Below are 25,262 nucleotides of genomic sequence, written 5' to 3'. Positions count from 1 at the left end.
AACCGCACCGGGTCTTGCGGAATGCGCAAGAACGGGTGTGCGCGCCGTGCCGTGCGGCCCGGTACCGTCGGCGCCGGAGCACCGGGATCCCGCCCGGTCACGGCGGACGGAGCACCCGATGGACGAGCTGGAGCGGATCGCCGCGGCCTTCCCGGACCTGCGGTGGGACCGGGCGCGGCGGATCACCGAGGGCTGGGACCACGTCGTCGTGGTCCTGGACGACGCCCTCGTGTTCCGCTTCCCGCAGGAGGAGCCGTACGTGCAGAGCCTCGCCCGGGAGGTCGCGGTCCTGGAGCACCTGGCCCCGCGCCTGCCCGTGCGCGTGCCCCGCTACGACCGGACGGCCCCCGACGGCTCGTTCGCCGGCTACCCGCTGCTGCCCGGGCGCACGCTGCAGCCGGAGGTCCTCGCCGCCCTGGACGCCCCGGCGCGCGCGGCGGTCGTGGACCAGCTCGCCGGCTTCCTCTCGGGTCTGCACACCGCCCCCGTGGCCGGCACCCCGCTCGAGCGCCTGGCGCCGGTCTCACTGCCGGAGGACCAGCGGGAGGTCCGGGCCGCGGCCGCGGCGCACCTGCCCGCCGTGCTGAGCCGGCAGGAGCTCGCCGACGCAGAGGCGATGCTCGCCGCCGTCGACGCGCTGCTGGCGGAGAGGCTGCCCGCGGTGCCCGTGCACAACGACGTCTACTCCCGGCACCTGCTGTGGGACGACGACGCCGCGGCGCTGGCCGTGCTGGACTTCAGCGACATGGGCCTGGGCGACCCGGCCGTGGACTTCGCGGAGCTGCACGAGTACGGGCAGGAGTTCGTCCGGGCCGTCCACGCCCGCTACACCGGGCCGAAGGACCCCGGGTTCCTCGAGCGGTCGTGGACCTACCAGTGCTGGGTCGGGGTGTACATGCTCACCGACCACTTCGACGTCGGCAAGACCTCCTGGGCGATCGCCCGCGAGACCTTCGACCGGGTCCGCCGCGGCCGCTGAGCCCGCCCGCCCCACGGTCTCGCCCTCCCCCGGCACCCGCTCAACCCTGGATCCCACCGGCAGGGTTCCCCAGGAGCGGCCATGACCACCCCCGCGTTTCCCGTCCGTCCCGCCACGGCCGAACGCTTCGACGACGTCGCCGCGATCCTCGGCCCGCGCAACCCCGACTCGGCGGTCTGCTGGTGCCTCAGCTACCGCCTCCCGTCGAAGGAGAACCGCGCGCTCGCCCCGCGGGAGCGGGCCGAGCGGGTCCGGCAGCTGTGCGCCCGGCCGGTCCCGCCCGGGGTGCTCGCCTACGACAGCGACCTGGTCGTCGGCTGGTGCGGCGTGGGACCACGGGCGGAGCTGCACGCCTTCACCCACGGCCGGACGATCCCCCACGTCGACGACCTGCCCGTGTGGAGCATCTGGTGCTTCCGGGTGCGCGCCGGCCACCGGCGCCGCGGCATCGCCCAGGCCCTGCTCGAGGGGGCCGTCGAGCACGCCCGGGGACACGGCGCCCCGGCCGTCGAGGGCTACCCCGTGGACAACCGCGGGAGCCGGGTGGACACGACCATGGCCTTCGTCGGCACCCGGGCGATGTTCGAGCGGGCCGGGTTCGCCAAGGCCGCCGACACCTCCTCGGTGCTCAACGGCTTCCCGCGGGTGCTGATGCGCCGGGCCCTCGCGTGAGCGCTCCCGCCGGCTGACGGGCGTCAGTGGACGAGCTTGAGCCCGACCACCCCGCCGACGATCATCGTCAGGAACAGGATCTTCAGCGCCGAGACCGACTCCTCACCGGTGGTCATCGCGACGACCACGGTGAGCACGGCGCCGATGCCGACCCACACGGCGTAGGCGGTGCCGACCGGCAGCTCGCGCATCGCCCAGGCCAGCCCGGCCATGCTGGCGGCCAGGGCGGCGAAGAAGACGACGGACGGGACCGGCTTGGTGAACCCCTCCGACCGGCCCAGCGCGGTGGCCCACACCGCTTCGAGCACGCCGGAGAGCACGAGGACGAACCAGGACATGACGAGACCTCCACGGGCCGTCTTGTCGCACACCGGGTACGGCGCCCCTCGTCCGGGAGCCCTGCGTGGCGCGGGCTCTCCCCGAAGTTCTCACACCGGGCTCGGGGCGGCAACGTCGACTCCGTCACCGCCCCGCCGCACACCGGCCCCGGGGCAGTCCCTGCTGCCCGGAGCACCTGCCCCGCGGCCGGTGGTCCACGGGCACCGGTCCGTGACCACGGTCCGCGGTCCGCGGTCCGCGGACAGGAAAAAACGCCCCCGTCCGGCGGGACGAGGGCGTTTCCCTCACACCGGCGGAGGTGTGAGTTCTGCGGTGCACGGGGCGCGGCGAGGGATGCTGGCCCCGGTGCCCGCGGCAGCGGCGTGAGCCAGTGCCGCCACGAAGCTACCAGAGAGTACTCGTCTGCCGCGTCTCGACTGATCATTGAACGGTCATCAATCCGGCAGCGCCGGCGGCTCCGTCGTCGTCGGGGTGCGCACCGCTCAGGCGACCGTGGTGCCGAAGAGCAGGCCCAGGGCGTAGGTGGCCCCGGCCGCGCCGTAGCCGATGGCGAGCTGGCGCAGCGCCATCCGCACCGGGGAGCTGCCCGAGAGCAGCGCCACGACCGTGCCGGTGGACAGCAGCGCCAGCCCCACGACCACGGCCGCGACGACCACCGCCACGGTGCCCTCGAGCCCGAAGAGATAAGGCAGGATCGGCAGGACCGCACCGGAGGCGAAGAAGCAGAAGCTGGAGGCGGCGGCCCCCAGGCCGGTGCCGACCGCCTCGTGCTCGTCGGTCCCGACGGCCGGCGAGGGCCCGGTGTGCTCGGCGTGCCCGCCGCCGAGGACCGCGGCGGCCTTGGCCTCGGCCTCCTCGGCCCCCAGGCCGCGGGCCCGGTAGAACAGGGCCAGCTCGTTGGCCTCGGCGTCGAGCAGCGGGACCTTGTGGCGGGTCTCGGCATTGGGGGTGGAGGCCTCCAGCAGCTCGCGCTGGGACCGGACCGAGACGTACTCGCCGGCCCCCATGGACAGGGCCCCGGCCAGCAGCCCGGACAGCCCGGTCAGCAGCACGACCGAACTGCCCACGCCGCTGGCGCTGATGCCCATGACCAGCGCCAGGTTCGAGACGAGGCCGTCGTTGGCGCCGAAGACGGCGGCCCGGAAGCTGCCGGCCATGCGGTTGCGCCCGCGGGTGGCCAGCGCCCGGACGACCTCCTCGTGGATCTGCTCGTCGGCGGCCATCGCGTCGGTGGCGTGGTCGTCGGCCTCGTACGGGGAGCGGGCCTCGGCGCGCTGGAGCAGTGCCAGCACGAACACGGAGCCGAAGTGGCGGGCGAGGAAGCCGAGCAGCCGCGAGCGCAGCGACCCGCGGCGGGGGTGGCCCACGTGGGGTCCGAGCAGGGTGCGCCAGTGGTCCTCGTGACGGGTCTCGGCCTCGGCCAGGCCGAGCAGGATCTCCCGCTCCTCGCCGGTGCGGCGGGCGGCCAGGTCGCGGTAGACGGCGGCTTCGGCGCGCTCGTCGGCCAGGTAGCGGCGCCAGCGGCGGATCTCGGCGGGGGTGGGCTCGTGGGTCACCGGAGCGGTGGCCGGGGAGTCGGAGGAAGGGGTCATGGTCGTCCTCGAGGCAGGGCCCCGGCGGCGGCACCGGCGGACGGTGGACCTCGGCCGGAGCGGTGTCCGGCCGAAGGTCTCGTTCGCCCGGGCCCTGACGGGCTCGGGTGGCGTGCCGGGCCCCCATCGGAAGCGACCAGTATGTCGACACGCCGCAGCGGCCGCCCGGGGACGGCCGGGGAACTACTCCCCTTCGACGCCGTCCACGCTACCAGCCCAGGCACTCCGGATCGTTCCGGAGGCGCCGGGGCGGGCCGCGGCGAGGAGCGGCCGGCCCGCGACGGGGCGACCGGCAGGACCGCGGGGTGTCGCTGTCCCCGCATCCGTGTCTTGCGATGGCAAACCCCCGCCCCGTAAGACAGTGAGGACGGCCGGCGGGGGCTCGGCGGCCGGGAACGGGGGTCGCCATGCGCACCGGACCGTGCTGGTCTGCGGGAGCCGCGGGGGCTGTGCTGCTCCTCGTCCCGCCGTGGCTGCTCCTCCGGGCGGACCTGCCGTGGTGGGCGGCCGCGGGCTGGCCGGTGGTCGGGGCCGCGGCCTGCACCGCCGTCGGCCGGTGGGCCCGCCGGGCGCCGCGCCATGAGCGCGTGGTGCTCGAGGACGAGTGGACCTCCGGACTGCCGCCCGCCCAGGCCCTGGACCGGCTCGCCGAGCACTTCGCGGCCGAGCGGGCCGGGGTGCGCCGGGAGCACCGGCGCGTGGTCGTCACGGTCGGCTCGGACCTGCGCTTCCGCCTCACCGGCGCCGCCTCGGCCCGGGGCCGGCGGGCCCTGCCCGCCGAGCTGACCGTCACCGCCACGGACACCGGGTCGGGCTCGGTCCTGCGCGCCCGGTGCCGCGACGACCTGGGGTGGTACGCGCGCATGCCCGCCTGGGTCCCGCGGCGGGCGGCCGAGCGCACCGCGCACCTCGTCGACACAGCCCGCGTCCTGACCGGAGCCGCCAGCGACCGCGTGGACCGCTCCTGAGCCCGAGGGCCGCGGACCCACCACTCCGACCGGTCAGGAGTCGGTCAGCCGGGCCGAACCCGGGCCGGTGAGCTCCCCCGCCCGCACCGGGCGGCCGGAGACCGCCAGCAGCAGGGCCAGCGCGGTGCCGCGGACCTCCGCGCCGGCCCCGAGGACCAGGTCGGTGTCCGTGGCCACCAGGCGCAGGCCGTCCATGCGCTCCCGGCCGCCGCCGAACGACACCCGGGTGGCGGCCTGGTGGCGCAGGGCCACCGCCACGGGCCCCGGCGGGCAGGCGTGGGACAGCCCCAGCGGGCGGCGGATGTCCTCCCCGTGCACGAAGACCTCGACCAGGCGGGTGGCCGGGGCCGCCGGGGCGCTGGTGGTGCGGGTGCCCACGGCCCGGAACCGCGCGAGGGTCCGCTGCGGGTCCTCGGCCCTCTCGCGCGCGGTCCCGCGGGCGTTGAGGGCGTCGAAGTCGAGGCGGGCGGCCACGAGACCCCGGAGGAAGCCGAGCCGGGTGGTCCTCGCGTCGTCGACGAGGTGGGCGAGCACGTCGTGGACGTCCCAGCCCGGGCACAAGGACGGCGTGTTCCACCGGGCGCGCGGGACGCGTCTCAGGTCGGCGGCCAGGGCGGCCCGCTCGGCGTGGACCACGGGCCAGACCTCGTGGCGCATCGGATGCCTCCCTCCCCGGACGCCCCGCACCGGGCCCGGCAGGACCTCTCCTGCGGTGCGGTGCCCGGGGCGGCAGGGCCCGACCGTGCCGAGACTAGCGCAGGGACGACGACGGGCCGCGGGCGGCCGCGCACACCTCTTGACCGGCAACCAGCAAGTTGCCTATTCTGCGGTCGTGGACATCCTCTTCCAGGCCCTCGCGCACCCGGCCCGGCGGATCCTGCTGGAGGAGCTGGCCGCGCGCAACGACCAGTCCCTCTTCGAGCTCACCGTGCGCCTGATCGAGAACCACGGGCTGGCCATGACCCGCCAGGCCGTGACCAAGCACCTGGCCGTGCTGCGCGAGGCCGGGCTGGTGACCGCCACGACCGCCGGGCGCACCACCGTCCACCACCTCGATCCCACCCCTCTGGCCGCGGCCCGCACGTGGCTGGACACCCTCCCGTCCCCGTCCGGGGCGGCCGACCCGAAGGACCCGTCATGATCATCACCACCACCAGCGTCTTCGTCGACGACCAGGCCCAGGCCCTGGAGTTCTACACGACCGTGCTCGGCTTCCGGCTGAAGACCGACGTCCCCGCCGGGGGCGCGCGGTGGCTGACCGTGGTCTCCCCCGAGGCCCCCGACGGGGTCGAGCTGCTGCTGGAGCCCTCCGTGCACCCGGCCGTGACCCCGTTCAAGGAGGCGCTGGTCGCCGACGGCATCCCGTGGAACAGCTTCGGGGTCCAGGACGTGCAGGCCGAGCACGAGCGGCTCAGCGCGCTGGGCGTGCGCTTCGTGCAGCCCCCGACCCGGATGGGCCCGGCCGTCACGGCCGTGCTCGACGACACCTGCGGCAACCTCATCCAGATCGCGAGCGTCCCGGAGGCCTGAGCGGCGCACCGCGCTCAGGCGGGGGCGCCGAACCAGCGGCCCAGGCTCTCCGTCAGCCCCTGCCGGTCGGCCCCGGCCCACGCGGCGTGCCCGTCGGGGCGCAGCAGCACGGCCTGGACCTCCGGGTCCACCGGCGTGGCCCAGGGCCCGACGACGTGGTCCACCCGGTCTGCCCACCCCGCCGGGGACAGCCGGCCGGTGGCGTCCAGGAGCAGGCCGCGCCCGGTGTGCATCCGCTCGTAGAGCCGCCCCCGGGCCAGCGGGAGGTCGCGCAGACGGCGGCCCACCAGCGGGTGGCCGCCGCCGAGGTCGTAGCGGATGCCGATCCCGGTGATCTTCCCGACCAGGTGCCGGTGGACGTCCTCCAGCCCCAGGAGCTCGGCCACCAGGCGCCGCACGGCCTGCGGGCCGGGCTCGGGCGAGAGTAGCTCCGTCAGGGCCCTGGTGGTGCTCAGGACGTCGGCGGCCACGGGGTGGCGCTCGGCGTGGTAGCTGTCCAGCAGGCGCTCCGGGGCCCGGCCGGCGACCGCGGCCGCCAGCTTCCAGCCCAGGTTGAACGCGTCCTGGAGCCCCAGGTTCAGCCCCTGCCCGCCCACCGGCGGGTGGACGTGGGCGGCGTCCCCGGCCAGCAGCACCCGCCCGCTGCGGTAGCGCTCGGCCTGCCGGGTGGCGTCCCCGAAGCGGGAGAGCCACCGCGGGGAGTGCACGCCGAGGTCGGTGCCGGCGACGGCCCGCAGCCGCCGGCGGAACTCCTCGAGCGTCGGCGGCCCCGCACCCTCCCCCGCCACGCCGTCGGCGGGGACGACCCCGCGCCACAGCCCGCCGCCGAGGGGCCCGAGGCCGAAGCGGCGCTCCGTCGCCCGCACCCGCGCGACCACGGCGGCGATCTCCTCCGGGGCGGCGGTGGCCGCCATCTCCCCGACCAGGAACTCCGTGCGCGCCGGCTCACCGGGGAAGCCCACCCCCAGCAGCCGGCGCACGGTGCTGCGCCCGCCGTCGCAGCCCACCAGCCAGCGGCACTGCTCGTGCGTGCCGTCGGCGAGCCGGACCACCACCCCGTCGTCGTCCTGGTCGAGGCCCACGACCTCGGCGCCGCGGCGGACCCGCGCGCCGAGCCCGGCGGCGTGCTCGGCCAGCAGCCGGTCGGTCACGGGCTGCGGGATCCCCAGGACCCAGGGGTGGGCCGTGTCCAGGTCCTCGGGCGCGGGGCGGTCGATGCCGGCGACCAGTCCCCGGAGCGGGTACCGGGTGCCCTCGGCGAGGAAGCGCGGGAGCATCCCGCGCTGGTCCAGCACCTCGATGCTGCGCACGTGCAGGCCCAGGGCGCGCACGAACCCCGGCGGGTGCAGGCGCTTCTCGGCCACGAGCACGTCCACCCCGTGCAGCCGCAGCTCCGCTGCCAGCATCATCCCGGTCGGCCCGCCGCCGGCCACGACCACGTCGGTCATCGCGTCCTCCGCTCCTCGCCCGGCCCCTCAGGGGCCGGGCCCTCCGGCCGCCCGTGCGGACCGCCGCCCCGGCAGTGTGCGCCCCGGCCGGGGGCTTGCGGCAAGACCGGGGTCCGGGCGCATCCTGGAGGTGACGGGAGCGCACGCGCCCCGACCGATGAGGACCCGGACCGCCCGCGGGGCTCCCGGGCTCAGCCGCCGGCGCCCTGCGGCGGCGGGACGGTGCCCGCCCGCTCGGCGTGGCGGCGCTCCCAGGCCACGATCGCGCCGGTCGCCTCGAGCAGCTCGTCGGCCATCTGCTCGAGGACGGCGTCCGGCCGACGGTACGGGTCGATCACGTCGTTGCGCTCGGCCTGGCGCACCGGCACGCGCTGGCGCAGCCGCGGGGCCTGCTTGCGCAGCCACGCCCACCGCTCCGCACGGTCGGCGGGCACGGCGGCATCCAGCGCGGGGTCCCCGGCCACGTACTGGAGGACCCGGGCGAACTCCCGCAGCGGGAACGTGCGCTTGAGCAGCCGCGGGGACAGCTGCAGCACCGGCTGCAGGTGCTCCCGGGCCATGACGAGCACGAGGTCCACGTCGGTCAGCATCTGCGCGGTGAGCTGCCGGGCCCGGTGGGTGTCGGCGTCGAGGCCGCGCTCGCGGGCGAGGGCGCCGACCCGGTGCTCGAAGGCGTCGTCAACGAGGGCGTGCAGCCCCGCGCTGGTGACCTCGAACCCGCCCGGGGACACGGCGTCGAGCCCGTGCTGCAGCTCGACCGCGGCCAGGGGCGAACGGCAGACGTTGCCGGTGCAGACCGTCAGGATGCGCGTGGGGGGCAAGGATCCTCCTGGGGAGCGGGGGTGGCTGCCCTCCAGCCTACTGGGGCGCGGGAGACGGCCTCAGTGCTCCGCGGCGCCCTCCTGCGCGCCGTCCTCCCGCTCCTGCGCCCGTGCGTCCTCCTGCGCCACGACGGTCGAGTACATCCGCCACACGGCGAGCGCGCCCAGCGCGGGGGTGACGAGCAGCATGAGGACCGGCGCGGTGAAGTGGCCGACGAGCCAGGAGACCAGCCCGACGAGGGCGCCCAGCACCAGCCCGTCGACGGCGAGCGAGACGTCGACGGGCTGTCCGCTCTCGTCCACGAACTGCGCGCGCATGCTCCGACCGTAGAAGGATCCGCGCAACGACGGAACCGTCCGCCCGGCGTGGGGCGCCGTTGTGGACGGTAGCGGGGACAGGACGGCGCCGCCGGGCGGCCCTCCCGGTGGAGCGGGAACGGTCGGGGACGCCGGGTGCCGCAGGCGCCGGTGCGGCGGCCTCAGCGGTGCCGGTCGGCGGTCGCGGTGCCCTCCGGGTCGACGGCGGCGCTCATCTCGTGCAGGAAGGCGACGACGGTCGCGGCCTGCTCGGGGCCCAGCCGCGCGGCGGCGGCGTGCATGCGCTCGTGCATCTGCCCGAGGGTGGCCCGGATCTCGCAGTCGGCCTCGTGCGTGGCGACGATGACCAGCGAGCGCCGGTCGGTGGGGTGGGGACGGCGCTCGACGTGGCCGCTGCGCGCGAGGCGGTCCAGCAGCGCGGTGGTCGAGGCCGAGGAGATGCCGAGCTTCGTGGCGAGCATGCGGGGGGTCAGGGGCTCCCCGGCACGGTCGGCCTCCATGAGGTGGCGCAGGGCCTGGACGTCCTTCTCCCCCATGCCCATCGACTCCCGGGTGCGCCGGCGCACGGCCTGCTCCGCGGTGCGGTAGCCGCGCAGGGCCTCGAGCACCTCGACGGCCCCGGGACGGTCGGTGCCGTACCAGTATCCGGACGGACGAGGAGAGGGGGTGGCCATGGAGCGCACTCTAGACGAACTGACGATTCGATGCACTGATTGTTAGACAAGCTACACAGTTTGTGATTGGGTGGGGGCACCGGTGGCCGCCGCCGCGGCGACCGAGGAGAACGACCGGAAGGTGCATCATGACCGTGCTCGACGACGCCCCAGCAAGCCCCGCCCCGACCCTCGAGATCGGTGCGGTGGAGCTGCCGCCGGCGCCGCAGTGGCCCGCGCCGCCGGTCGCGTCCGAGCGGGGCGCGGAGCAGGCCGCCGGGAGCACGGGACCCCAGGAGCCGGTCCACTGCGGTGGCCCCATGGCGGTGCGCCGCCTGGACCCGCTGGTGCCCGGCAGTCACGCCAACCGGGCCGTGCTCGAGGCCGCCCTGGCCGGCGAGCGGGTCCACGCCTGTGCGTGCGGCTATCTGCTGACCCTCCCGGCGAACCCCGGGCGGACCCAGCCCCTGTGCGCCCCGCACGAGCGGCCGGTCTTCACGGAGCTCCTCCTGCAGCGCGTGCACGCCGCCGCCGGGGTCGTCGAGTCCGTGCTGTGGGCGTGCGACCAGCTCATCGCGCAGGAGGGCGCCGCGGACGACCCTGCCGAGCAGTGGCTGGCCGAGGCCGACCGCGAGTCCGCGGCCTGGGCGGTGGACACCGCCGAGCTCGACCTCGAGGCGGCGGTGCGCCTGGCCGCCGAGCACGGCGTGCCGGCCGAACAGCTGGCCGAGGCGGCCGGGCGGGAGACGCTGCAGGCCGCGTAGCGCACCCGGCCCGCGCGCCGGAACGCCCGGACCGGCGGTCCCGCCGCCCTACGCGACGCGGACCCTCGTGCAGACCGTGCCCAGCCAGGCCCCGAGCGCACCGCCGAGCCCGTTGGCCACGACGTCGCGCAGGTCCGGCACCCGGGAGTCCAGCAGGAGGAACTGGGCGAACTCGATCCCGGCGCTGAGCCCGATCCCCAGCGCGGCCCACACCCACCAGGCGCCACTGCGCACGAGCAGCACCGGCACCAGGACCAGGGGCACGAAGGCCGCCCCGTTGGCGAGCGACTCGAAGAGCTCCAGCGAGACCCACCCCGGCATCCCGAGGTCCTGGAGCAGCGCCCACACCCGCACCTGCAGCCCGCCGACCCGCGGCCCGTCGAGGCCCAGGAAGAGCACGGCCGAGGCGACGAGGTACACGGCGTAGAGCACGAGCACCGCGTGCGGCGGGCGCGGGCGGCGGGCACCGTCGTCGTCGGGGTGGGGAAACGCGTTCACACACCGAGCGTAGACCCGACACGGAGACGTTCCCGCAGGTCAGCGCGGGATTCTCATGCGCGCTCATGCGAGGTCGATGCAACGGGTGCCCGCGGGCCCCCGTCGGCGGGCGGAGCGGCGGCCGACGGGTGAGGGCCGCGTCCCCGGAGCCGCCCACGGCACCGCTCCCCAAGTAGGGACAGCACCGGCGAACGTAACAAAACAATAAATGTGCCGGATCCCGGTCGGACGTGCCGTGATCCGGCGCCGCGGATTTCCGCAGGTCACGGCCAGGTCACGACCGACCTGCCCGACCGGGCACGTTCTACGCGCCCGTAATATGCGATGGCATGCGTTTGTTGATGCAAACACACATTTATAGTTGCCGTGGCTCCCAAGGAACTTCCCCCCATTTCCCCCATGGCCTGCACGAGTCGTCCTATCTGATCCCATTGAGTTAGGCGTCCCACGTGAAAGCACCCCCCACCCTGGCGCTGCCCGCTGCCCTGACGGCAGTCGTGCTGGCCATCAGCTCCCTCGCCCCCGCCGCGGCCACGGACGGGGCCGCCGGCACCGACCCCGTCACCCTGTCCGAGGACCGCCGCGGCGGCCTGGTCTCCAAGGTCGTGGACTCCGGCGGGCAGATCGTCACCACCACCGAGGACGCCGCCACCGGCGAGGCCGTCCTCCCCGACCCGGCCACCGCCGGGACCCGGCCCACCGGCGACGGCCTCGACGGCGGCGCCGTGATGGGCCAGTGGGCCAAGAGCCCCGAGCACTTCGAGCGCCTGGCCAAGGCCTCCGCCCGCACCGCCGCCGAGCTCGACGACGAGCCCGGGACCGGCGGGCCGACCACCCCCGACGACGACGCCGCCGGCGACGCCGCCACCGCCGCCGAGGAGGCGGGAGCCGCCGAGAGCGCGGATCCCGCCGCCGCGGCGGAGGAGCCCGTGGCCGCGGTCTCCTCGCTGGCCACCGCCGCGTCGGCCCCGGCGGGGATCAAGGGCACCGACGTCTCCAACTGGCAGCCGACCGTGAACTGGTCGAGCCTGTGGAACCAGGGCTCGCGCTTCGCCTACGTGAAGACCTCCGAGGGCGACAGCATCACCAACCGCATCTTCGGCGAGCAGTACGCCGGCGCGGGCCGGGTGGGCATGTACCGGGGCGGCTACCACTTCGCCATCCCCACCCGGGACTCCTCGGGGGCGAAGCAGGCCGACTACTTCGTGAACAACGGCGGCGGCTGGTCCGCCGACGGCAAGACCCTGCCCGGGCTGCTCGACATCGAGAACAACCCGTACCCCTCCCTCTACGGCAACCAGTGCTACGGCTTCTCCCCCGCCGAGATGGTGGGCTGGATCCGCGACTTCTCCGACCGGTACAAGGCCCGCACCGGCCGGCTGCCGGCGATCTACACGAACTACTACTTCTGGCGCGACTGCACCGGCAACTCCACCGCGTTCAACGACCACCCGCTGCACATCGCCTCCTACGGCGCCGCGCCGCAGAACCCGGGCGGCTGGACCACGTGGGACATCTGGCAGTACACCGACGCCGGCTTCGCCGAGCGGATCGACGCCAACGTCTACCGCGGCACCGCGGCCCAGCTGGGCGACCTCGCCCGCAACCGCTACCACAAGCCCCTCGGCGGCAGGGCCCCGGCCGGCGCCACGACCGTGAGCCCCTCCGGCTACACGGTCAAGGGCGGGATCGGCTCGAAGTACCGGGCCCTCGGCGGCGCGTCCGTCTTCGGCGCCCCGGTGATGAACGAGCGCGGCGGGCTGGTGGGCGGCGGCGTCTACCAGCGCTTCGCCAAGAACTCCACCTTCTACTGGTCCGCCCCGACCGGGGCGTGGCCGGTGAACTTCAACGGCGCCATCGGGCGCACGTTCGCCGCCCACCGCTACGAGAACGGCCTCGGCTACCCGTCCTCCCAGGAGCGCGGCGGGCTGGTCGGCGGCGGCGCCTACCAGGTGTTCCGCAGCGGCGCGAACGTGCACAAGATCCTATGGAGCCCCGGCACGGGCGCCTACCCCGTCAAGGAGAACAGCGGCATCGGCTCGGCCTGGAAGCGCGCCGGCTTCGAGCGCGGCCTGGGCTACCCCACCACCGACGAGCGCGGCGGGCTGGTCGACGGCGGCGCGTACCAGATGTTCCGCAGCGGCAACAGCATCCACAAGGTGCTCTGGAGCGCCCGCAGCGGCGCCCACCCCGTGAAGGAGAACAGCGCGATCGGCGCCGAGTGGCGCGCGGCCGGCCACGAGCGCGGCTACGGCTACCCCGTCACCGGTGAGTACCGGTACGGGACCGAGGTCCGCCAGCAGTTCTCGAAGAACTTCACCGTCCACTACTCCACGACCACCAAGAGGATCTGGGTGACCCGATGAAGCACCGCAAGCACGTGACCCGCACCCCCGGACGCCTCGCCCTCACCGCGGCGGCCCTGACCCTGGCCCTGCCCTCCACCGCGCTGCTGACCGCCGCCCCGGCGGCCGCCGCGGCGAAGGACATCGTCTCGGTGACCACGAACACCCGCACCACCGACGCCCAGCGGCTGCTGGAGCTGATCAACGCCCACCGCAAGGCCAAGGGCCTGTCCCCGGTGAAGTACTCCTCGACCGTCTCGGGCATCGCCCAGAGCCAGTCCGACCGGCTGACCCGCGACGAGGTCATCGACCACACCGACACGTTCCTCAAGGACCCCCGTGCCGGGTCCTGGAACGCCGCCGGCGAGATCCACTCCGTCTCCTGGCGGGGCACGGTCGACGAGCTGATGAGCTGGTGGAAGGGCTCCACCGCCCACAACAAGGTCCTCACCGACCCGCGCATGGAGGTCATCGGCATCGGGCTGACCTACGTCGACGGCCAGCTCTCCGGCAACAAGCAGGGCTGGAAGCTCGTGGGCACCGTGACCTCCTACGGCTACGCCGCGGGCCAGGCCCCCGCCGACACCCGCACCACCGTGAGCAACCCGCCGGGCTCGACGCTCTCACCCTCCCCGGCGCTCACGCCCGAGCCCGGGGCGGCCACCGGTTACGACGTCCGCGGCGGGATCGGCACCAAGTACCGGGCCCTGGGCGGCGCAGCGGTCTTCGGCACCCCCACCATGAACGAGCGCGGCGGGCTGGTGGGCGGGGGCGTCTACCAGCAGTTCTCCCGCGGGGCGACCTTCTACTGGTCCGCCCCGACCGGGGCCTGGCCCGTGCAGTTCACCGGGGCCATCGGCCAGCGCTTCGCCGCCGCCGGCCACGAGTACGGCTACGGCTACCCCACCACCGACGAGCGCCGGATCGCCGGCGGCGCCTACCAGGTCTTCCGCAGCGGTGCGAACGTGCACAAGGTGCTGTGGAGCCCCGGCAACGGCGCCCGGACGGTCAAGGAGAACAGCGCCATCGGCCAGAAGTGGAAGGCTGCCGGCTACGAGCGCGGCTACGGCTTCCCCGTCACCGACGAGTACCGGTGGGGCACCGAGGTGCAGCAGCGGTTCTCCAACGGTCACACCGTGCACTGGTCCTCCGTCACGAAGCGGGTGTGGGTCACCCGCTGACCACTCCCCCGCCCGGGACAGCCCCCGACCGCTCCGTGCGGTCGGGGGCCGGCCCGTTCCCGGGCGAGCGCCGGTGCGCCGGCCCCGGGACGACGGCGGCCCCTCACCGGCAACGGTGAGGGGCCGCGTCGTCGTCGGACCGGTCAGGAGCGGCCGTCGAACAGGCTCGTGACGGAGCCGTCCTCGAAGACCTCCTGGATCGCCCGGGCGATCAGCGGGGCGATCGACAGGACCGTGAGGTTCTCGAAGCGGTGCTCGGCCGGCACGGGCAGCGTGTCGGTCACCACGACCTCCACGGCCCCGGAGCCCGAGAGCCGTTCGACGGCCGGGGGCGAGAACACCGCGTGGGTCGCGGCGATGATGACGTCCTTCGCGCCCTTCTCCTTGAGCACCTGCACGGCGCCGGAGATCGTCCCGCCGGTGTCGATCATGTCGTCGATGAGCACGCAGGTGCGGCCCTCGATCTGGCCCACGACCTCCTTCGAGGTCGCCTGGTTCGGGCGGGTGATGTCGCGGGTCTTGTGCACGAACGCCAGCGGGCACCCGCCGAGCAGCTCCGTCCACTGCTCGGCCACGCGCACGCGCCCGGTGTCCGGGGAGACCACCGTGACGTTGTCGAGGTCGACGACGGAGCGCACGTGCCCGGCCAGCAGCGGGATGGCCATCAGGTGGTCCACCGGGCCGTCGAAGAAGCCCTGGATCTGCGCCGTGTGCAGGTCCACCGACATCAGCCGGTCCGCGCCGGCGGTCGTGTACAGGTCCGAGATCAGGCGGGCCGAGATGGGCTCGCGGCCCCGGTGCTTCTTGTCCTGCCGGGCGTAGGGGTAGAAGGGCGAGACCACCGTGATCGACTTCGCCGAGGCGCGCTTGAGCGAGTCGATCATGATCAGCTGCTCCATGATCCACTGGTTGATCGGCGCCGGGTGGGACTGGATCAGGAAGGCGTCCGCGCCGCGCACCGAGTCGCCGAAGCGCACGTAGGTCTCGCCGTTGGCGAAGTCGTACGCGTCGGTGGGAACGAGCTCCGTGCCGAGCTCCGCGGCGATGTTCTCCGCCAGCTGCGGGTGGGCCCGCCCCGACAGGAGGACCATCCGCTTCGCCCCCGGGTTGGTGATGCCGGTCATCTGTTCTCGCTTTCCTCGGTGGTGTCCTCGGTGGTTCCCGTGCCGGGGCCGGTGGTGCCGGCCGCGCCGTCGTCGTCCCCGCCGCGGGACCGCAGGGCGGCCTCGGCCGCCGCGCTGCCCGGGCGGTGGTCCACGACCCAGTTCTCCACGATCCGCTGGGCGCCCTCGGTCAGGGCCAGCGCCCCCGCGGGGACGTCCTTGCGGATCGTGGTGCCGGCGCCGGAGTAGGCGCCGTCCCCCACGGTGACGGGGGCGACGTACATGTTGTCGGAGCCCATGCGCACGTGGTCGCCGATGACGGTGCGGTGCTTGCGCACGCCGTCGTAGTTGACGAACACCGAGGCCGCGCCGATGTTGGAGTGCTCCCCGATCGTCGCGTCCCCCACGTAGGACAGGTGCGGGACCTTCGAGCCGTCGCCGATGCGGGAGTTCTTGGTCTCCACGAACGTGCCGATCTTGCCCCCGGTGCCCAGGACCGTGCCGGGGCGCAGGTAGGCGAACGGGCCCACGGACGCGCCCGGGCCGATCACCGAGCCGGACCCGTGGGTGCGCACCACGTGGGCGCCGGGGCCGACCTCGACGTCGGTGAGGGTCGTGTCCGGGCCGACCACGGCGTCCTCGGCCACGCGGGTGCCGCCGTGCAGCTGCGTGCCGGGCAGGACCGTGACGTCCGCGGCCAGGCGCACCTGCACGTCGATCCAGGTGGTCGCCGGGTCCACGATCGTCACGCCGTTGCGCATGTGCTCCTCGAGCACCCGGCGGTTGAGGTGCGCGCCGAGCTGGGCCAGCTGCACGCGGTCGTTGGCGCCCTCGACCTCCCAGCGGTCCTCGATCCGCAGCGCGTCCACGGCGTGGCCGGCCCGCCGGGCCAGCAGCGGGACGTCGGTGAGGTACATCTCGCCCTGGGCGTTGTCCGAGGTGACCTCCGCGAGGGCGGTGCGCAGGACGTCGGCGTCGAAGGCGAAGATCCCGGAGTTGATCTCGGTGACGGCCAGCTCCTCCGGGGTGGCGTCCTTGGCCTCCTTGATCTCCCGGAAGGACCCGTCCGCGTCGCGCAGCACCCGGCCGTAGCCGCCCGGGGCCTCGTGGTCGGCGGTCAGCACCGTCACCCCGTTGCCCCGCTGCTCGTGGCGGTCCACCAGCCGGGCCAGCACGGCGGGGGTCAGCAGCGGGACGTCGCCGTAGGTGACCACCACGGTCCCGGCCAGCCGCTGCTGCGCGTCGAGGGCCTCCACCGCGACCTGGACGGCCCGGCCCGTGCCGGGGACCTCGTCCTGGTCCACGATCAGCGCCTCGGGGTCCTGCTCCAGCACGTGCGGGACGACCTGGTCGCGCTCGAAGCGCACGACCGCCGCGAGCCGCTGCGGGTGCAGGCTGCGGGCCGCGACGAGCGCGTGCCCGATCATGGAACGACCCCCGATCCGGTGCAGGATCTTGGGGGTCTTGGACTTCATCCTCGTGCCCTTGCCGGCGGCTAGGACGACGACGGCGGCGGGGCCGCCCGCCGTGCCGGCGCGCTCGGGGGTGGTCTCAGGGGTGCTCACGGCGCGATGCTGCTCCTCGGTCGTCGTCACGTCCCGGCGCGGTGCGCCGGTCCGACACGGGGTCCGCTCCTCGGACGGGACGCGGACGTTCCGCCTCTAGGGTTCGAACCTAGACTCCGCGGCTCCAAAGGCCGGGGTGCTGCCAGTTACACCAAGGCGGAGCACCGCCGTGGAACGGCAGTGGTGCACGCTGTGCACAGTCGCCCACCCTACCACCGGCGGTTCAGCCGGCCGCCGGGCCGGGGCCGTCCAGGAGCACCAGCACGCGGCGCTGCGCGGCGGCCTCCTCGAGGTCCGGGACGGCCGCGAACAGCGCCTCCAGGGTCGCCTCATCCAGGCCCCGCAGCACCAGCGGCGCCCGGTCCAGGAGGGGGCGCATCCGCTGGAACGCCGCGGCCAGGTCCTCGCCCGCGCCGGTGGATCCGCCGACGTTCCAGGCCACCGAGGCCACGTAGCGGTCGTCGACGTCGAGCACGCCCTCCTCCCGGGCCCGCTCCAGCGCGCCCAGCAGGTCCAGCTCGTCCTCGGTGGCGCCCTCGGTCTCCAGGAGCAGGTGCACGCCGTGGGCGGAGGCCGCCTCGGCCAGGGCCGCCAGCATCGAGTACACGCGCTCCTCGCTGCGGCCCCGGTTGTCCACCCCGGCCCGCGGGACCACCAGGAAGCGGGCGCCCAGGCCCGCCGCGAGGCTCAGGTGGTCGTCCAGGACGGCGATGACGCCCTCGTCCGGGATGTCGTCGTCCAGCGAGACGGTCGCGCGCACCAGCAGCGGGTCCGCGCCGGCCTCCCGGAGCGCCTCCCCCATCTGGCGGCGGGGCAGGGCTCCGAGGTGGCGGCCGGCGAGCTGGTCCGGTCCCACCGGCAGCTCCACCGGGCCGGGGTGCTCCCGCACGGCCTCGACGGCGGCGGCGAGCTCGTGCACGCCGTCCAGGCTCACGCCGTGGGCGCGCTGCTGCCGGGACGGTCGGGTCCGGTCGCTGGGGTTGTCCTGCATGCCGTGATTCTCCCACGGTCGATTGAGTCCCCGCTGAGAGATTCCCGATGGCACACCCCCGGGGCCGTCCCCTCTTGCGCGCTCCCGCGCCCCTGGTGCGCCCTCTCGCCCCCTCCGGCAGTCCCCCTCCGGCCCCGCCGACTCCCCCACCCCATCGGAACCCCTCGCGTCGACTCCCCACTCGACCGGCACCCCACGCCGCCGAGCCCCCACCCCACCCGCATCCACTTCGCCGAGCCCCCAGTACGCCAGCCGACTCCCCACCACGCCGACACCCTCCCCCGCCGAGTCCCCAACCGAGTCACGCTCGGCTCGCCGAGTCCCCTCGATCGCGGCATTTCCCCCATCGGGCAACGGGGGAAATGCCGCGATCGAGGGGACTCGGCGTGGATGGGTCGCGCGCTTGGGGAGTCGAGGCGGGAATGAGGCTGTCAGGGAGTTTCGTGCTGCAGGAACCGCCGATCAGCCCGTTCCTTCGTTGGCACACCTGGAGAGGTCGGTCCGTCTGACCGTCGACGACCGGACCGCAGCGCATCCACAGCGCACCCTCTTGCTTGTCACCGAATCCCCCTTGTCACGGCATCTCCCCCATAGAGCAACGGGGGAAATGCCGTGATCGAGGGGACTCGGCGGCAGAAGCGCCAGCCGCATAGGGACTCGGCGGCAAAAGCGGCGGCGTGGCGGGAACTCGGCAGAGGCGAGCAGGGATGGGCCAAGCGGGGCGGAGGTGAGCAAGGGGGCGCCGGGCATGGGCGAGCCGGGCCGGGGCGAGCCTGGCATGGCCGGGCCGGGCCGGGACGAGCGGGGCGCGAGTACCCTTGACGGGTGGCACATCTACTCGGCGGCGAGAACCTGCACCTGGAATTCCCCACGAAGACGGTCTTCGACGGCGTGAGCCTCGGCATCGACGAGGGCGACCGGATCGGCATCGTGGGCCGCAACGGCGACGGCAAGTCCACGCTCATGAAGCTGCTGGCCGGCCGGCTCGAGCCGGACGGGGGCCGCGTGACCGTGCGCTCCGGGGTGCGGGTGGGCATGCTCGACCAGGCCGACGTGCTGGACCCGGAGCAGACGGTGGGGCACGCCGTCGTCGGGGACCGGCCGGAGCACGAGTGGGCGGGCGACGCGAAGGTGCGCGACGTCATCGGCGGGCTGGTCAAGGACCTGGACTGGGACGCGAAGGTCGGCGAGCTCTCGGGCGGGCAGAAGCGGCGGGTGGCGCTGGCGGCGCTGCTGGCCGGGGACTGGGACGTGATCTTCCTCGACGAGCCGACCAACCACCTGGACGTCGACGGCATCACCTGGCTGGCCCGGCACCTGAACAACCGGTGGCCGCGCACCCAGGGGGGGCTGGCGGTGGTCACCCACGACCGCTGGTTCCTGGACGCGGTGTGCACCGACACGTGGGAGGTCCACGACCGGATCGTGGAGCCCTTCGAGGGCGGCTACGCGGCGTACGTGCTGCAGCGGGTCGAGCGCGACCGGCAGGCGGCGGTGGCCGAGTCCAAGCGGCAGAACCTCATGAAGAAGGAGCTGGCGTGGCTGCGCCGGGGCGCGCCGGCGCGCACGTCGAAGCCGAAGTTCCGGATCGAGGCGGCCAACCAGCTCATCGACGACGTCCCGCCGCCGCGCGACTCCGTGGCGCTGTCGCAGCTGGCGGTGACGCGGCTGGGCAAGGACGTCGTGGACCTGGAGAACGTCTCGGTGTCCTACCCGACCGAGGACGGCGGGACCCGCGAGGTCCTCCACGACGTCACGTGGCTGATCGCCCCGGGCGAGCGCACCGGCATCCTGGGGGTCAACGGCGCGGGCAAGTCCACGCTGCTGGGCCTGGTCACGGGTGCCGTGCAGCCCACGAGCGGGCGGGTCAAGCGCGGGAAGACGGTGAAGATCGCCGTGCTCACCCAGCAGCTCTCGGAGCTGGAGGACGTCGCGGAGGACCGGGTCTCGGACGTGGTGGCCTCCAAGCGCACGACCTACCTGGCCGACGGCAAGGAGATGACGCCGGGCCAGCTGCTCGAGCGGCTGGGCTTCACGAACGAGCAGCTCGCCACGCCCGTGAAGGACCTCTCGGGCGGGCAGAAGCGGCGGCTGCAGCTGCTGCTGATCCTGCTGGACGAGCCGAACGTGCTGATCCTCGACGAGCCCTCCAACGACCTGGACACCGACATGCTCGCGGCCATGGAGGACCTGCTCGACACCTGGCCCGGGACGCTGCTCGTGGTCTCCCACGACCGGTACCTCCTGGAGCGCGTCACGGACCAGCAGTACGCGGTGATCGACGGCCGCTTCCGGCACCTGCCCGGCGGTGTGGACCAGTACCTGGACCTCGCCGCGCGCTCGCGCACCGGCACCGCGGCGGGCGCCTCCTCCGCCTCGAACCCGCTGGCCGCGACCGGTCCGGCCGCCGGGGGCGGGGGGACGACGACGGCGGTGGCGCCGAAGCTGACCGGCGCCCGGGCCCGTGCGGCGCAGAAGGAGGTCGGGGCGACCGAGCGCAAGCTGGAGAAGCTCACCGGCCGGGTCGAGCAGATCCACGCCGAGCTCGCGGCCCACGACCAGTCCGACTACGAGGGGCTCGCGGCGATCACCGCACGGCTGCGGGAGGTCGAGGCGGAGATCGAGGAGCTGGAGCTGCGCTGGCTGGAGCTCTCCGAGGACCTGGGCCAGTAGGCGGACGGCCGCCCGCGCCGGCCGTCGCGGGCCCGGGCGGAGCGTGGTGGATGCCGGAGAGGACGCCGCGGGCCGGGTCGTCGAGCACTTCCCCGGCCCCGGGGGCGCCGCATTCGTGACCGGATCGTGTCTTCCCTTCCGCGAACGCGGGTCCACCATGGAGGGACCGACGTCTGCCGGTCCTCCCCCGGGGCCCGGTGAGGAGGCAACCGTGGTCCCCCGCTCCCGCTCCGTGCTCTCGGCCCTCAGCGCCGCCGTCCTCGTGGCCGCCCCGCTCGGGGCCCCCGTCCTCGCCGGCGCTCCCGCGCCGCCGGCCCCGGCACCGGCTGCCCCCGCCGCCCCGCCCGCGCCCGAGGGCGTGGTGGTCGTCGAGGCGGTGGACCTGCCCCTGGGGGTGACCCAGGCAGCCGACGGGTCGCTGCTGGTCACCCACCCGGACGGCCTGGGCCCCGCGTCGAAGCAGGAGCTGGGCCGCTCCCTGCCCGGCGGCGGGAACGCGACCGTGCAGACCTCCGGGACCTCGACCACGGTCCGGGTCGAGGGCGACGGCGTCCACGACCTGCGCTACCTGGACACGGACACGGCCACCTGGACGATCCTGGGCATCGGCCGGGCGCTCGCCGTGGTCGAGGACGGTCGGCTGGTCGACGTCGAGCAGATCTCCTCCCCCCGCGGCCAGGAGGTCGGGCTGTGGCAGGCCGGGCCGGGGGCGGTGCGCGTCGTCGTGCCCGCGGACCGGGCCGACAGGGTGCACTGGTCCCTGCACCAGGGGGCCGTCCCGGTGCGGCTGAACACCGACCACCTGCCGGTGACCGTGGTCCGCGATCTGCCGGACGGCCGGTACTCCCTCTCCGCGGGCACCGCCGACCAGCCGGGCCCGCTGACCGCCTCCACCATCTCCTTCACGCTGGTGGACGGCTGGATCGCCCGGTGAGGGGGCCGGGGTCCCCGGACGCCGAGGCCGCGGCCGTCGCGCTCTTCACGGGTCCCGGCCTGGACGCGCTCGTCGCCGGCGTGCTCCGCGGCCACGACAGCGGCAACGACGACGACGCCGGGCGCGGCGGGGAGCACTCCGGGCCCGCCGGGGAGCCCGCCGGCGCCGACCCGGCCCGCTGGACCCTGCGGCGGGTGCACCACCGCCCCGGGGCGAGCGTCACCGCGGTCGTGGACGTCGCGGCCCGCGCCGGCCGGCCGGGCGGCACGCTGTGCCTGAGCACCGCCGCGCCGCCGACGCCGTGGCCGGCGACCGTGCGGCGCGCCGACCACGACGACCTCGGGCTGATCACGTGGTGGCTGCCGCACGACCCGTGGCTGCCCGGCCTGCCCCTGGCCTCGTCCCCGGAGGCGGTCGGGCGGGAGGTCTTCGGCTCGACGGTGCCCGCGGCCCTGGTGCCGCAGTCCTACCGGCCCACCCGCCGGGCGGTGCTGCGGGCCGTGCACGAGGGCGACGTGCGGTTCCTGAAGGTCCTGCGCCGAGGCCGGGCGGCGGCCCTGCACGGCCGGCACCGGCTGCTGCGCGACGCCGGGCTGCCCGTGCCCGCCCCGGACGGGGAGCCGGTGGACGACGTCGTGGTGCTGCACGCCCTGGCCGGCACGCCCCTGGCGGCCGCGGTGCGGGCCGACGGCGCGGCCGCCCTGGCCCCGGAGCACGTGCTCGCGCTGCTCGGGGCGCTGCCCCCGGCGGTCCTCGAGCTGCCCGCGCGCCCGTCCTGGACCGACCGGGTCCTCGACCACGGCCGTGCCGCGGCGGTGGCCCTGCCCGAGGAGGCCGCCCGCGTCCGGGACCTGGCGCACGCCGTCGACGCCGCCCGCCGGACCACCGGCCCCGGCCCGCTCGTGCCCACCCACGGGGACCTCTACGAGGCGAACCTGCTCGTGGACCCGGCCGTCCGGGGCCCGTTCGGCCCCGTGACGGGCCTGCTCGACGTCGACGCCGCAGGTCCCGGCCGGCGCGCGGACGACCTCGGGTGCTTCGTGGCCCACCTCGCCGTGCTGCCGACGGTCGACCGGCGCTACCGGCACGCCCCCGCCGCGGCGGAGCGGTTCCTCGCGGGCTTCGACGCGGTCGTCGACCCGGCGGCGCTGCGGGTGCGCGCCGCCGGCGTCGTGCTCTCCCTCGTGGCCGGGGCCCGGCGCACCGGCGGCCCGCCCGACCGGGCCCTGCGCCGGCTCGAGCTCGCCGAGCAGTTCCTGGCCCGCGCCGGCTGAGCCCGGACCCGGTCCGGGACGCGGCAGTCCGGCTGAGGAACCGGCTGCCAGGCGGCACCGGCCGCGCCGGGTGCCGCCGCCGCGGGCCTCGCCGGCGCGGGAACCGCCGGGACCCTCGGCCGGCGGCACCGTGCCGCGGAGCGGGCGCACCCGCCCTGACCTGGGCGGACGCCCAGGTCGCACCCAGCGCGGCGTTGCCGATCCGTGGCTGATCGGTGATGCCCCAGCCGTAGCCGGTTCGCGCAGCGCGGCGTAGCGTGATCCGCGAGGACCACCCCGGGTCCTCGCACCGCAGCCGCTCACGACCCCCGGCGCTGCGGCGCGGCCGCCCCGGAACCCGCCCGTCCCCCGGCGGGTCCGGGGCGGCCGCCTGTCCGCGGAGGACCGCACGGTCGCCCGCCCGCGTCGGCCCGGACGACTGCCGCGGTCCCCGGGCCGCCCCGCAGGACCTGGCGACCGGTGCCGTGCACCCGGATCGGGGTCCCCGGGCCGGGGCGCCCGAGTCAGGGCACCACGGTCAGGGGTCGCGGCGCGCCGCCGCCGGCTGCGCCGCCTCCTCCGGGGCGGGGGCCGGCTCGGGTCCGGCGGCGTCGTCGAGGTACTCCCCCGTCCCGTAGTCGTAGGCCACGGGGTTGCCCTCCTCGTCGCGGCGGACGTACCAGCCGGTGACCTCGTCGGCCGTGGAGTCGAAGCCGTGGCCGGTGGCGTACTCGCTGGTGGCCTCGGTGGGGGTCACCGCCAGGGCGAAGTTGTCCCCGTGCTCGGTCACGCCGTAGCGCACGGCCTTCTCCACGGCGGAGCGCTCGAACCGGTGGCGGATCGCCTGCGGGTCGTTGCGCAGCTCCTTGTACAGGGCGAAGCACATGAGCACGATGATCACCGAGAACGGCAGGGCGGTGACGACGATGAGGTTCTGCAGGCCCTGCAGCGCGCTCGCGCCGCCGGTGAGCAGCATGACCACGGCGATCCCGGCCATGCACACGGCCCAGAACGCGGTGACGCGCCGGCGGGGGTCCGGGCGCCCGCCCTGGGAGAGCTGGGAGTTGACCAGCGAGGCCGAGTCCGCGGTGGTGACGAAGAAGATCCCCAGCACGACGATCACCAGCGGCGCCACGAGCTGCGCGCCCGGGAGCATGTCCAGGACCACGAAGAAGATCTCCTCGGGCGAGGGCAGGGACGCCGTCGTGCCGTCGGGGGCCACGGCGCCGGTCTCGCGCTGGAGCCAGATCGCGGTGCCCCCGAGCACGGTGAAGGCGAGCACGATGATCGTGGAGGGGATGAACAGCACGCCGAGCACGAACTGGCGGATGGTGCGCCCGCGGGAGATCTTGGCGACGAAGATGCCCACGAACGGCGCCCAGCTCACCCACCAGGCCCAGTAGAAGATGGTCCACGAGGACAGGAAGGACTGCATGGCCTCGCCTTCGGACATGTTCGCGGCCAGGGCGTCCGGCAGGGTCCCGACGTACTCCAGCAGCACGCCGGGGATGACGTTGAGCAGGAACGCGGTGGGGCCGACGACGAAGAAGAACAGGGCCAGGCCCACCGAGAGCACCATGTTGACGTTGGAGAGCATGCGGATGCCGCGGCCCACGCCGGAGACCGCCGAGACGATCGTGGCGACGGTCAGGACCGCGATGATGCCGATGGCCGTGGCGTTGCCGGTGGGGCCCAGGCCGGTGACGATCTCCGTGCCGCGGGCGATCTGCATGGCGCCGATGCCCAGGCTCGCGGCGGTGCCGAACAGGGTGGCCACGATGGCCAGGCCGTCGATGAGACGGGCGCCGGCGCTCTTGCTCGTCATCCCGGGGAACAGCGGGGTGAGGATGGAGCTCATCAGGGGCACCCGCCCGCGCCGGAAGGAGACGTAGCCGACGGCCAGGCCCACGACCGCGTAGATCGCCCACGCGTTCACGCCCCAGTGCAGGGCGGCCTGGGCCATGGCGGCGGTGACGGCCTCGTCGGTGGCGGGATCCACGGTGCCCGGCCGGGGGCTGAGGTAGTAGGTCATCGGCTCGAACGGGCCGAAGAAGATGATCCCGATCCCGATGCCGGCCGCGAAGAGCATGGCCGCCCAGGAGGCCGTGGAGTACTCCGGCTTCTCGCCGTCCAGGCCCAGGGGGATCTTCCCGTAGCGGGAGAGCGCGAGCACGAGCAGGAGCACCGCGAGGCCCGCGGCCAGGGAGGTGAACAGCCAGCCCAGGTTCTGCGTCACCCAGGTCAGGGCCGCGGAGGAGAGCTCCAGGACGGCCTGCGGCCGCAGGACCCCCCAGACCACGAAGGCGATGACCGCCGTGCCGACGCTGAGCAGGATCGGGCGGTCCAGCCCGTAGCGCACCCGCTGGTCCTCGATCGAGACGCCGGGCACGAGCGCGGGGTGGATGTCGTGGGGGTAGGAGACCTCGCGGATGAAGCGCCGGCCGGCGCGCACGCGCTCCTGCAGCCGGTGCCGGTGCGCGGGCGCGGCGGGGCTCGCGCCGCCGGCCGGGGCGGGCCGGCGGCCGTCCTCGCCGGGGCGTGCGGTGCTCTCGTGCTCGTTCTCGGGCGGTGTCACGGAACTCCTCGGGATCGGGAACAGGAAGTGGCACAGACCACCCAGTGTGACCGAGACGCC

Annotated in this window: 23 protein-coding genes, 1 tRNA gene, 1 pseudogene and 1 riboswitch; of the genes and pseudogenes, 12 read left to right on the top strand and 13 right to left on the bottom strand. The window is 75.0% G+C overall.

Features of this window, described 5'->3' with window-relative positions:
- Nucleotides 1-118: 118 nt before the first annotated feature.
- Nucleotides 119-979 (top strand): phosphotransferase family protein, encoded by an 861-nt coding sequence (locus AS188_RS07420; RefSeq protein WP_058858320.1) that lies wholly within the window; start codon nucleotides 119-121, stop codon nucleotides 977-979.
- Nucleotides 980-1,060: 81 nt separating this feature from the next.
- Nucleotides 1,061-1,651 carry a GNAT family N-acetyltransferase gene (locus AS188_RS07415; protein ID WP_058858319.1) on the top strand — a complete coding sequence of 197 codons (591 nt, stop codon included), beginning with the start codon at nucleotides 1,061-1,063 and terminating at the stop codon, nucleotides 1,649-1,651.
- Between the two features lie 23 nt (nucleotides 1,652-1,674).
- Here AS188_RS07415 and AS188_RS07410 read toward each other — a convergent pair whose 3' ends face one another.
- Nucleotides 1,675-1,989, bottom strand: a complete 315-nt coding sequence (locus AS188_RS07410) for a DMT family transporter (RefSeq protein WP_058858318.1) — start codon at nucleotides 1,987-1,989, stop codon at nucleotides 1,675-1,677.
- A gap of 11 nt (nucleotides 1,990-2,000) precedes the next feature.
- Nucleotides 2,001-2,070: riboswitch (guanidine-III (ykkC-III) riboswitch) on the bottom strand.
- A 402-nt stretch (nucleotides 2,071-2,472) separates the two neighbouring features.
- Nucleotides 2,473-3,582, bottom strand: coding sequence for a VIT1/CCC1 transporter family protein (locus AS188_RS07405; RefSeq protein WP_058858317.1), 1,110 nt, complete (start codon nucleotides 3,580-3,582; stop codon nucleotides 2,473-2,475).
- 449 nt (nucleotides 3,583-4,031) lie between these two features.
- Here AS188_RS07405 and AS188_RS07400 point away from each other — a divergent pair, with 449 nt between their 5' ends.
- Entirely contained in the window at nucleotides 4,032-4,550 is a 519-nt protein-coding gene (locus AS188_RS07400; protein WP_058858316.1) for a hypothetical protein, read from the top strand.
- A 33-nt stretch (nucleotides 4,551-4,583) separates the two neighbouring features.
- On the opposite strand, the gene AS188_RS07395 is transcribed toward AS188_RS07400, so the two are convergent.
- A complete protein-coding gene (locus tag AS188_RS07395; protein ID WP_058858315.1) occupies nucleotides 4,584-5,207 on the bottom strand; it encodes a maleylpyruvate isomerase family mycothiol-dependent enzyme in 624 nt (207 codons plus the stop codon).
- 175 nt (nucleotides 5,208-5,382) lie between these two features.
- Between AS188_RS07395 and AS188_RS07390 the strand changes: the two genes are divergently transcribed.
- Nucleotides 5,383-5,691: an ArsR/SmtB family transcription factor gene (locus AS188_RS07390; RefSeq protein WP_083529314.1), complete on the top strand. Its 309-nt coding sequence runs from the start codon at nucleotides 5,383-5,385 to the stop codon at nucleotides 5,689-5,691.
- Nucleotides 5,688-6,080, top strand: a complete 393-nt coding sequence (locus AS188_RS07385; protein WP_058858313.1) for a VOC family protein — start codon at nucleotides 5,688-5,690, stop codon at nucleotides 6,078-6,080. Before AS188_RS07390 ends, AS188_RS07385 begins: the two co-directional genes overlap by 4 nt.
- Before the next feature lie 14 nt (nucleotides 6,081-6,094).
- On the opposite strand, the gene AS188_RS07380 is transcribed toward AS188_RS07385, so the two are convergent.
- The 4 genes from AS188_RS07380 to AS188_RS07365 form a co-directional block, all read right to left on the bottom strand.
- Nucleotides 6,095-7,528 carry an FAD-dependent monooxygenase gene (locus tag AS188_RS07380; RefSeq protein ID WP_058858312.1) on the bottom strand — a complete coding sequence of 478 codons (1,434 nt, stop codon included), beginning with the start codon at nucleotides 7,526-7,528 and terminating at the stop codon, nucleotides 6,095-6,097.
- Between the two features lie 191 nt (nucleotides 7,529-7,719).
- Nucleotides 7,720-8,349 (bottom strand): arsenate reductase/protein-tyrosine-phosphatase family protein, encoded by a 630-nt coding sequence (locus tag AS188_RS07375; RefSeq protein WP_058858311.1) that lies wholly within the window; start codon nucleotides 8,347-8,349, stop codon nucleotides 7,720-7,722.
- A 60-nt stretch (nucleotides 8,350-8,409) separates the two neighbouring features.
- Nucleotides 8,410-8,667 carry a hypothetical protein gene (locus AS188_RS07370; RefSeq protein WP_058858310.1) on the bottom strand — a complete coding sequence of 86 codons (258 nt, stop codon included), beginning with the start codon at nucleotides 8,665-8,667 and terminating at the stop codon, nucleotides 8,410-8,412.
- Nucleotides 8,668-8,828: 161 nt separating this feature from the next.
- Nucleotides 8,829-9,341, bottom strand: a complete 513-nt coding sequence (locus AS188_RS07365; protein WP_058858309.1) for a MarR family winged helix-turn-helix transcriptional regulator — start codon at nucleotides 9,339-9,341, stop codon at nucleotides 8,829-8,831.
- Nucleotides 9,342-9,469: 128 nt separating this feature from the next.
- Here AS188_RS07365 and AS188_RS07360 point away from each other — a divergent pair, with 128 nt between their 5' ends.
- Nucleotides 9,470-10,084 carry a hypothetical protein gene (locus AS188_RS07360; protein WP_058858308.1) on the top strand — a complete coding sequence of 205 codons (615 nt, stop codon included), beginning with the start codon at nucleotides 9,470-9,472 and terminating at the stop codon, nucleotides 10,082-10,084.
- Nucleotides 10,085-10,132: 48 nt separating this feature from the next.
- Here AS188_RS07360 and AS188_RS07355 read toward each other — a convergent pair whose 3' ends face one another.
- A complete protein-coding gene (locus AS188_RS07355; RefSeq protein WP_058858307.1) occupies nucleotides 10,133-10,582 on the bottom strand; it encodes a VanZ family protein in 450 nt (149 codons plus the stop codon).
- Between the two features lie 449 nt (nucleotides 10,583-11,031).
- Here AS188_RS07355 and AS188_RS17440 point away from each other — a divergent pair, with 449 nt between their 5' ends.
- Both AS188_RS17440 and AS188_RS07345 read left to right on the top strand, forming a co-directional pair.
- Entirely contained in the window at nucleotides 11,032-12,948 is a 1,917-nt protein-coding gene (locus AS188_RS17440; RefSeq protein WP_147050375.1) for a GH25 family lysozyme, read from the top strand.
- Nucleotides 12,945-14,108, top strand: coding sequence for a CAP domain-containing protein (locus AS188_RS07345; protein ID WP_058858305.1), 1,164 nt, complete (start codon nucleotides 12,945-12,947; stop codon nucleotides 14,106-14,108). Before AS188_RS17440 ends, AS188_RS07345 begins: the two co-directional genes overlap by 4 nt.
- 143 nt (nucleotides 14,109-14,251) lie before the next feature.
- On the opposite strand, the gene AS188_RS07340 is transcribed toward AS188_RS07345, so the two are convergent.
- The 4 genes from AS188_RS07340 to AS188_RS07325 form a co-directional block, all read right to left on the bottom strand.
- Nucleotides 14,252-15,232, bottom strand: a complete 981-nt coding sequence (locus AS188_RS07340) for a ribose-phosphate diphosphokinase (protein WP_058858304.1) — start codon at nucleotides 15,230-15,232, stop codon at nucleotides 14,252-14,254.
- Entirely contained in the window at nucleotides 15,229-16,686 is a 1,458-nt protein-coding gene (gene glmU / locus AS188_RS07335; RefSeq protein WP_230779624.1) for a bifunctional UDP-N-acetylglucosamine diphosphorylase/glucosamine-1-phosphate N-acetyltransferase GlmU, read from the bottom strand. Before glmU ends, AS188_RS07340 begins: the two co-directional genes overlap by 4 nt.
- A gap of 178 nt (nucleotides 16,687-16,864) precedes the next feature.
- Nucleotides 16,865-16,937 (bottom strand) — tRNA-Gln (locus AS188_RS07330).
- A 62-nt stretch (nucleotides 16,938-16,999) separates the two neighbouring features.
- Nucleotides 17,000-17,767, bottom strand: coding sequence for a hypothetical protein (locus tag AS188_RS07325; protein WP_058858303.1), 768 nt, complete (start codon nucleotides 17,765-17,767; stop codon nucleotides 17,000-17,002).
- 825 nt (nucleotides 17,768-18,592) lie between these two features.
- On the opposite strand from AS188_RS07325, the gene AS188_RS07320 reads away from it, so the two are divergent.
- The 4 genes and pseudogenes from AS188_RS07320 to AS188_RS17825 form a co-directional block, all read left to right on the top strand.
- Nucleotides 18,593-20,440: an ABC-F family ATP-binding cassette domain-containing protein gene (locus AS188_RS07320; RefSeq protein WP_058858302.1), complete on the top strand. Its 1,848-nt coding sequence runs from the start codon at nucleotides 18,593-18,595 to the stop codon at nucleotides 20,438-20,440.
- Between the two features lie 211 nt (nucleotides 20,441-20,651).
- Nucleotides 20,652-21,374: a hypothetical protein gene (locus AS188_RS07315; RefSeq protein ID WP_058858301.1), complete on the top strand. Its 723-nt coding sequence runs from the start codon at nucleotides 20,652-20,654 to the stop codon at nucleotides 21,372-21,374.
- The gene (locus AS188_RS07310) at nucleotides 21,371-22,648 is read left to right on the top strand and encodes an aminoglycoside phosphotransferase/kinase family protein (protein ID WP_058858300.1); all 1,278 of its coding nucleotides are present in this window, start codon (nucleotides 21,371-21,373) and stop codon (nucleotides 22,646-22,648) included. Before AS188_RS07315 ends, AS188_RS07310 begins: the two co-directional genes overlap by 4 nt.
- Before the next feature lie 78 nt (nucleotides 22,649-22,726).
- Nucleotides 22,727-22,807, top strand: a pseudogene (locus tag AS188_RS17825) (hypothetical protein); the annotation flags it as partial.
- A gap of 358 nt (nucleotides 22,808-23,165) precedes the next feature.
- Here the strand turns inward: AS188_RS17825 and AS188_RS07305 are convergent.
- Entirely contained in the window at nucleotides 23,166-25,202 is a 2,037-nt protein-coding gene (locus AS188_RS07305) for a BCCT family transporter (protein WP_083529310.1), read from the bottom strand.
- Between the last annotated feature and the right edge of the window lie 60 nt (nucleotides 25,203-25,262).

Source organism: Kocuria flava, assembly GCF_001482365.1.
Classification (GTDB): Bacteria; Actinomycetota; Actinomycetes; order Actinomycetales; family Micrococcaceae; genus Kocuria; species Kocuria flava.
Note: the sequence above shows the minus strand (reverse complement) of the source record. Positions and strands in the feature narration are given on the sequence as shown.

Excerpts from the sequence above, each read along its gene's own strand:
- AS188_RS07395 (WP_058858315.1), bottom strand. The coding sequence starts at position 5,207 with ATGCGCCACGAGGTCTGGCCCGTGGTCCACGCCGAGCGGGCCGCCCTG.
- AS188_RS07365 (WP_058858309.1), bottom strand. The coding sequence starts at position 9,341 with ATGGCCACCCCCTCTCCTCGTCCGTCCGGATACTGGTACGGCACCGAC.
- AS188_RS07405 (WP_058858317.1), bottom strand. The coding sequence starts at position 3,582 with ATGACCCCTTCCTCCGACTCCCCGGCCACCGCTCCGGTGACCCACGAG.
- AS188_RS07325 (WP_058858303.1), bottom strand. The coding sequence starts at position 17,767 with ATGCAGGACAACCCCAGCGACCGGACCCGACCGTCCCGGCAGCAGCGC.
- AS188_RS07420 (WP_058858320.1), top strand. The coding sequence starts at position 119 with ATGGACGAGCTGGAGCGGATCGCCGCGGCCTTCCCGGACCTGCGGTGG.
- AS188_RS07370 (WP_058858310.1), bottom strand. The coding sequence starts at position 8,667 with ATGCGCGCGCAGTTCGTGGACGAGAGCGGACAGCCCGTCGACGTCTCG.
- AS188_RS07415 (WP_058858319.1), top strand. The coding sequence starts at position 1,061 with ATGACCACCCCCGCGTTTCCCGTCCGTCCCGCCACGGCCGAACGCTTC.
- AS188_RS07380 (WP_058858312.1), bottom strand. The coding sequence starts at position 7,528 with ATGACCGACGTGGTCGTGGCCGGCGGCGGGCCGACCGGGATGATGCTG.
- AS188_RS07345 (WP_058858305.1), top strand. The coding sequence starts at position 12,945 with ATGAAGCACCGCAAGCACGTGACCCGCACCCCCGGACGCCTCGCCCTC.
- AS188_RS07385 (WP_058858313.1), top strand. The coding sequence starts at position 5,688 with ATGATCATCACCACCACCAGCGTCTTCGTCGACGACCAGGCCCAGGCC.
- AS188_RS07410 (WP_058858318.1), bottom strand. The coding sequence starts at position 1,989 with ATGTCCTGGTTCGTCCTCGTGCTCTCCGGCGTGCTCGAAGCGGTGTGG.
- AS188_RS07360 (WP_058858308.1), top strand. The coding sequence starts at position 9,470 with ATGACCGTGCTCGACGACGCCCCAGCAAGCCCCGCCCCGACCCTCGAG.
- AS188_RS07340 (WP_058858304.1), bottom strand. The coding sequence starts at position 15,232 with ATGACCGGCATCACCAACCCGGGGGCGAAGCGGATGGTCCTCCTGTCG.
- glmU (WP_230779624.1), bottom strand. The coding sequence starts at position 16,686 with ATGAAGTCCAAGACCCCCAAGATCCTGCACCGGATCGGGGGTCGTTCC.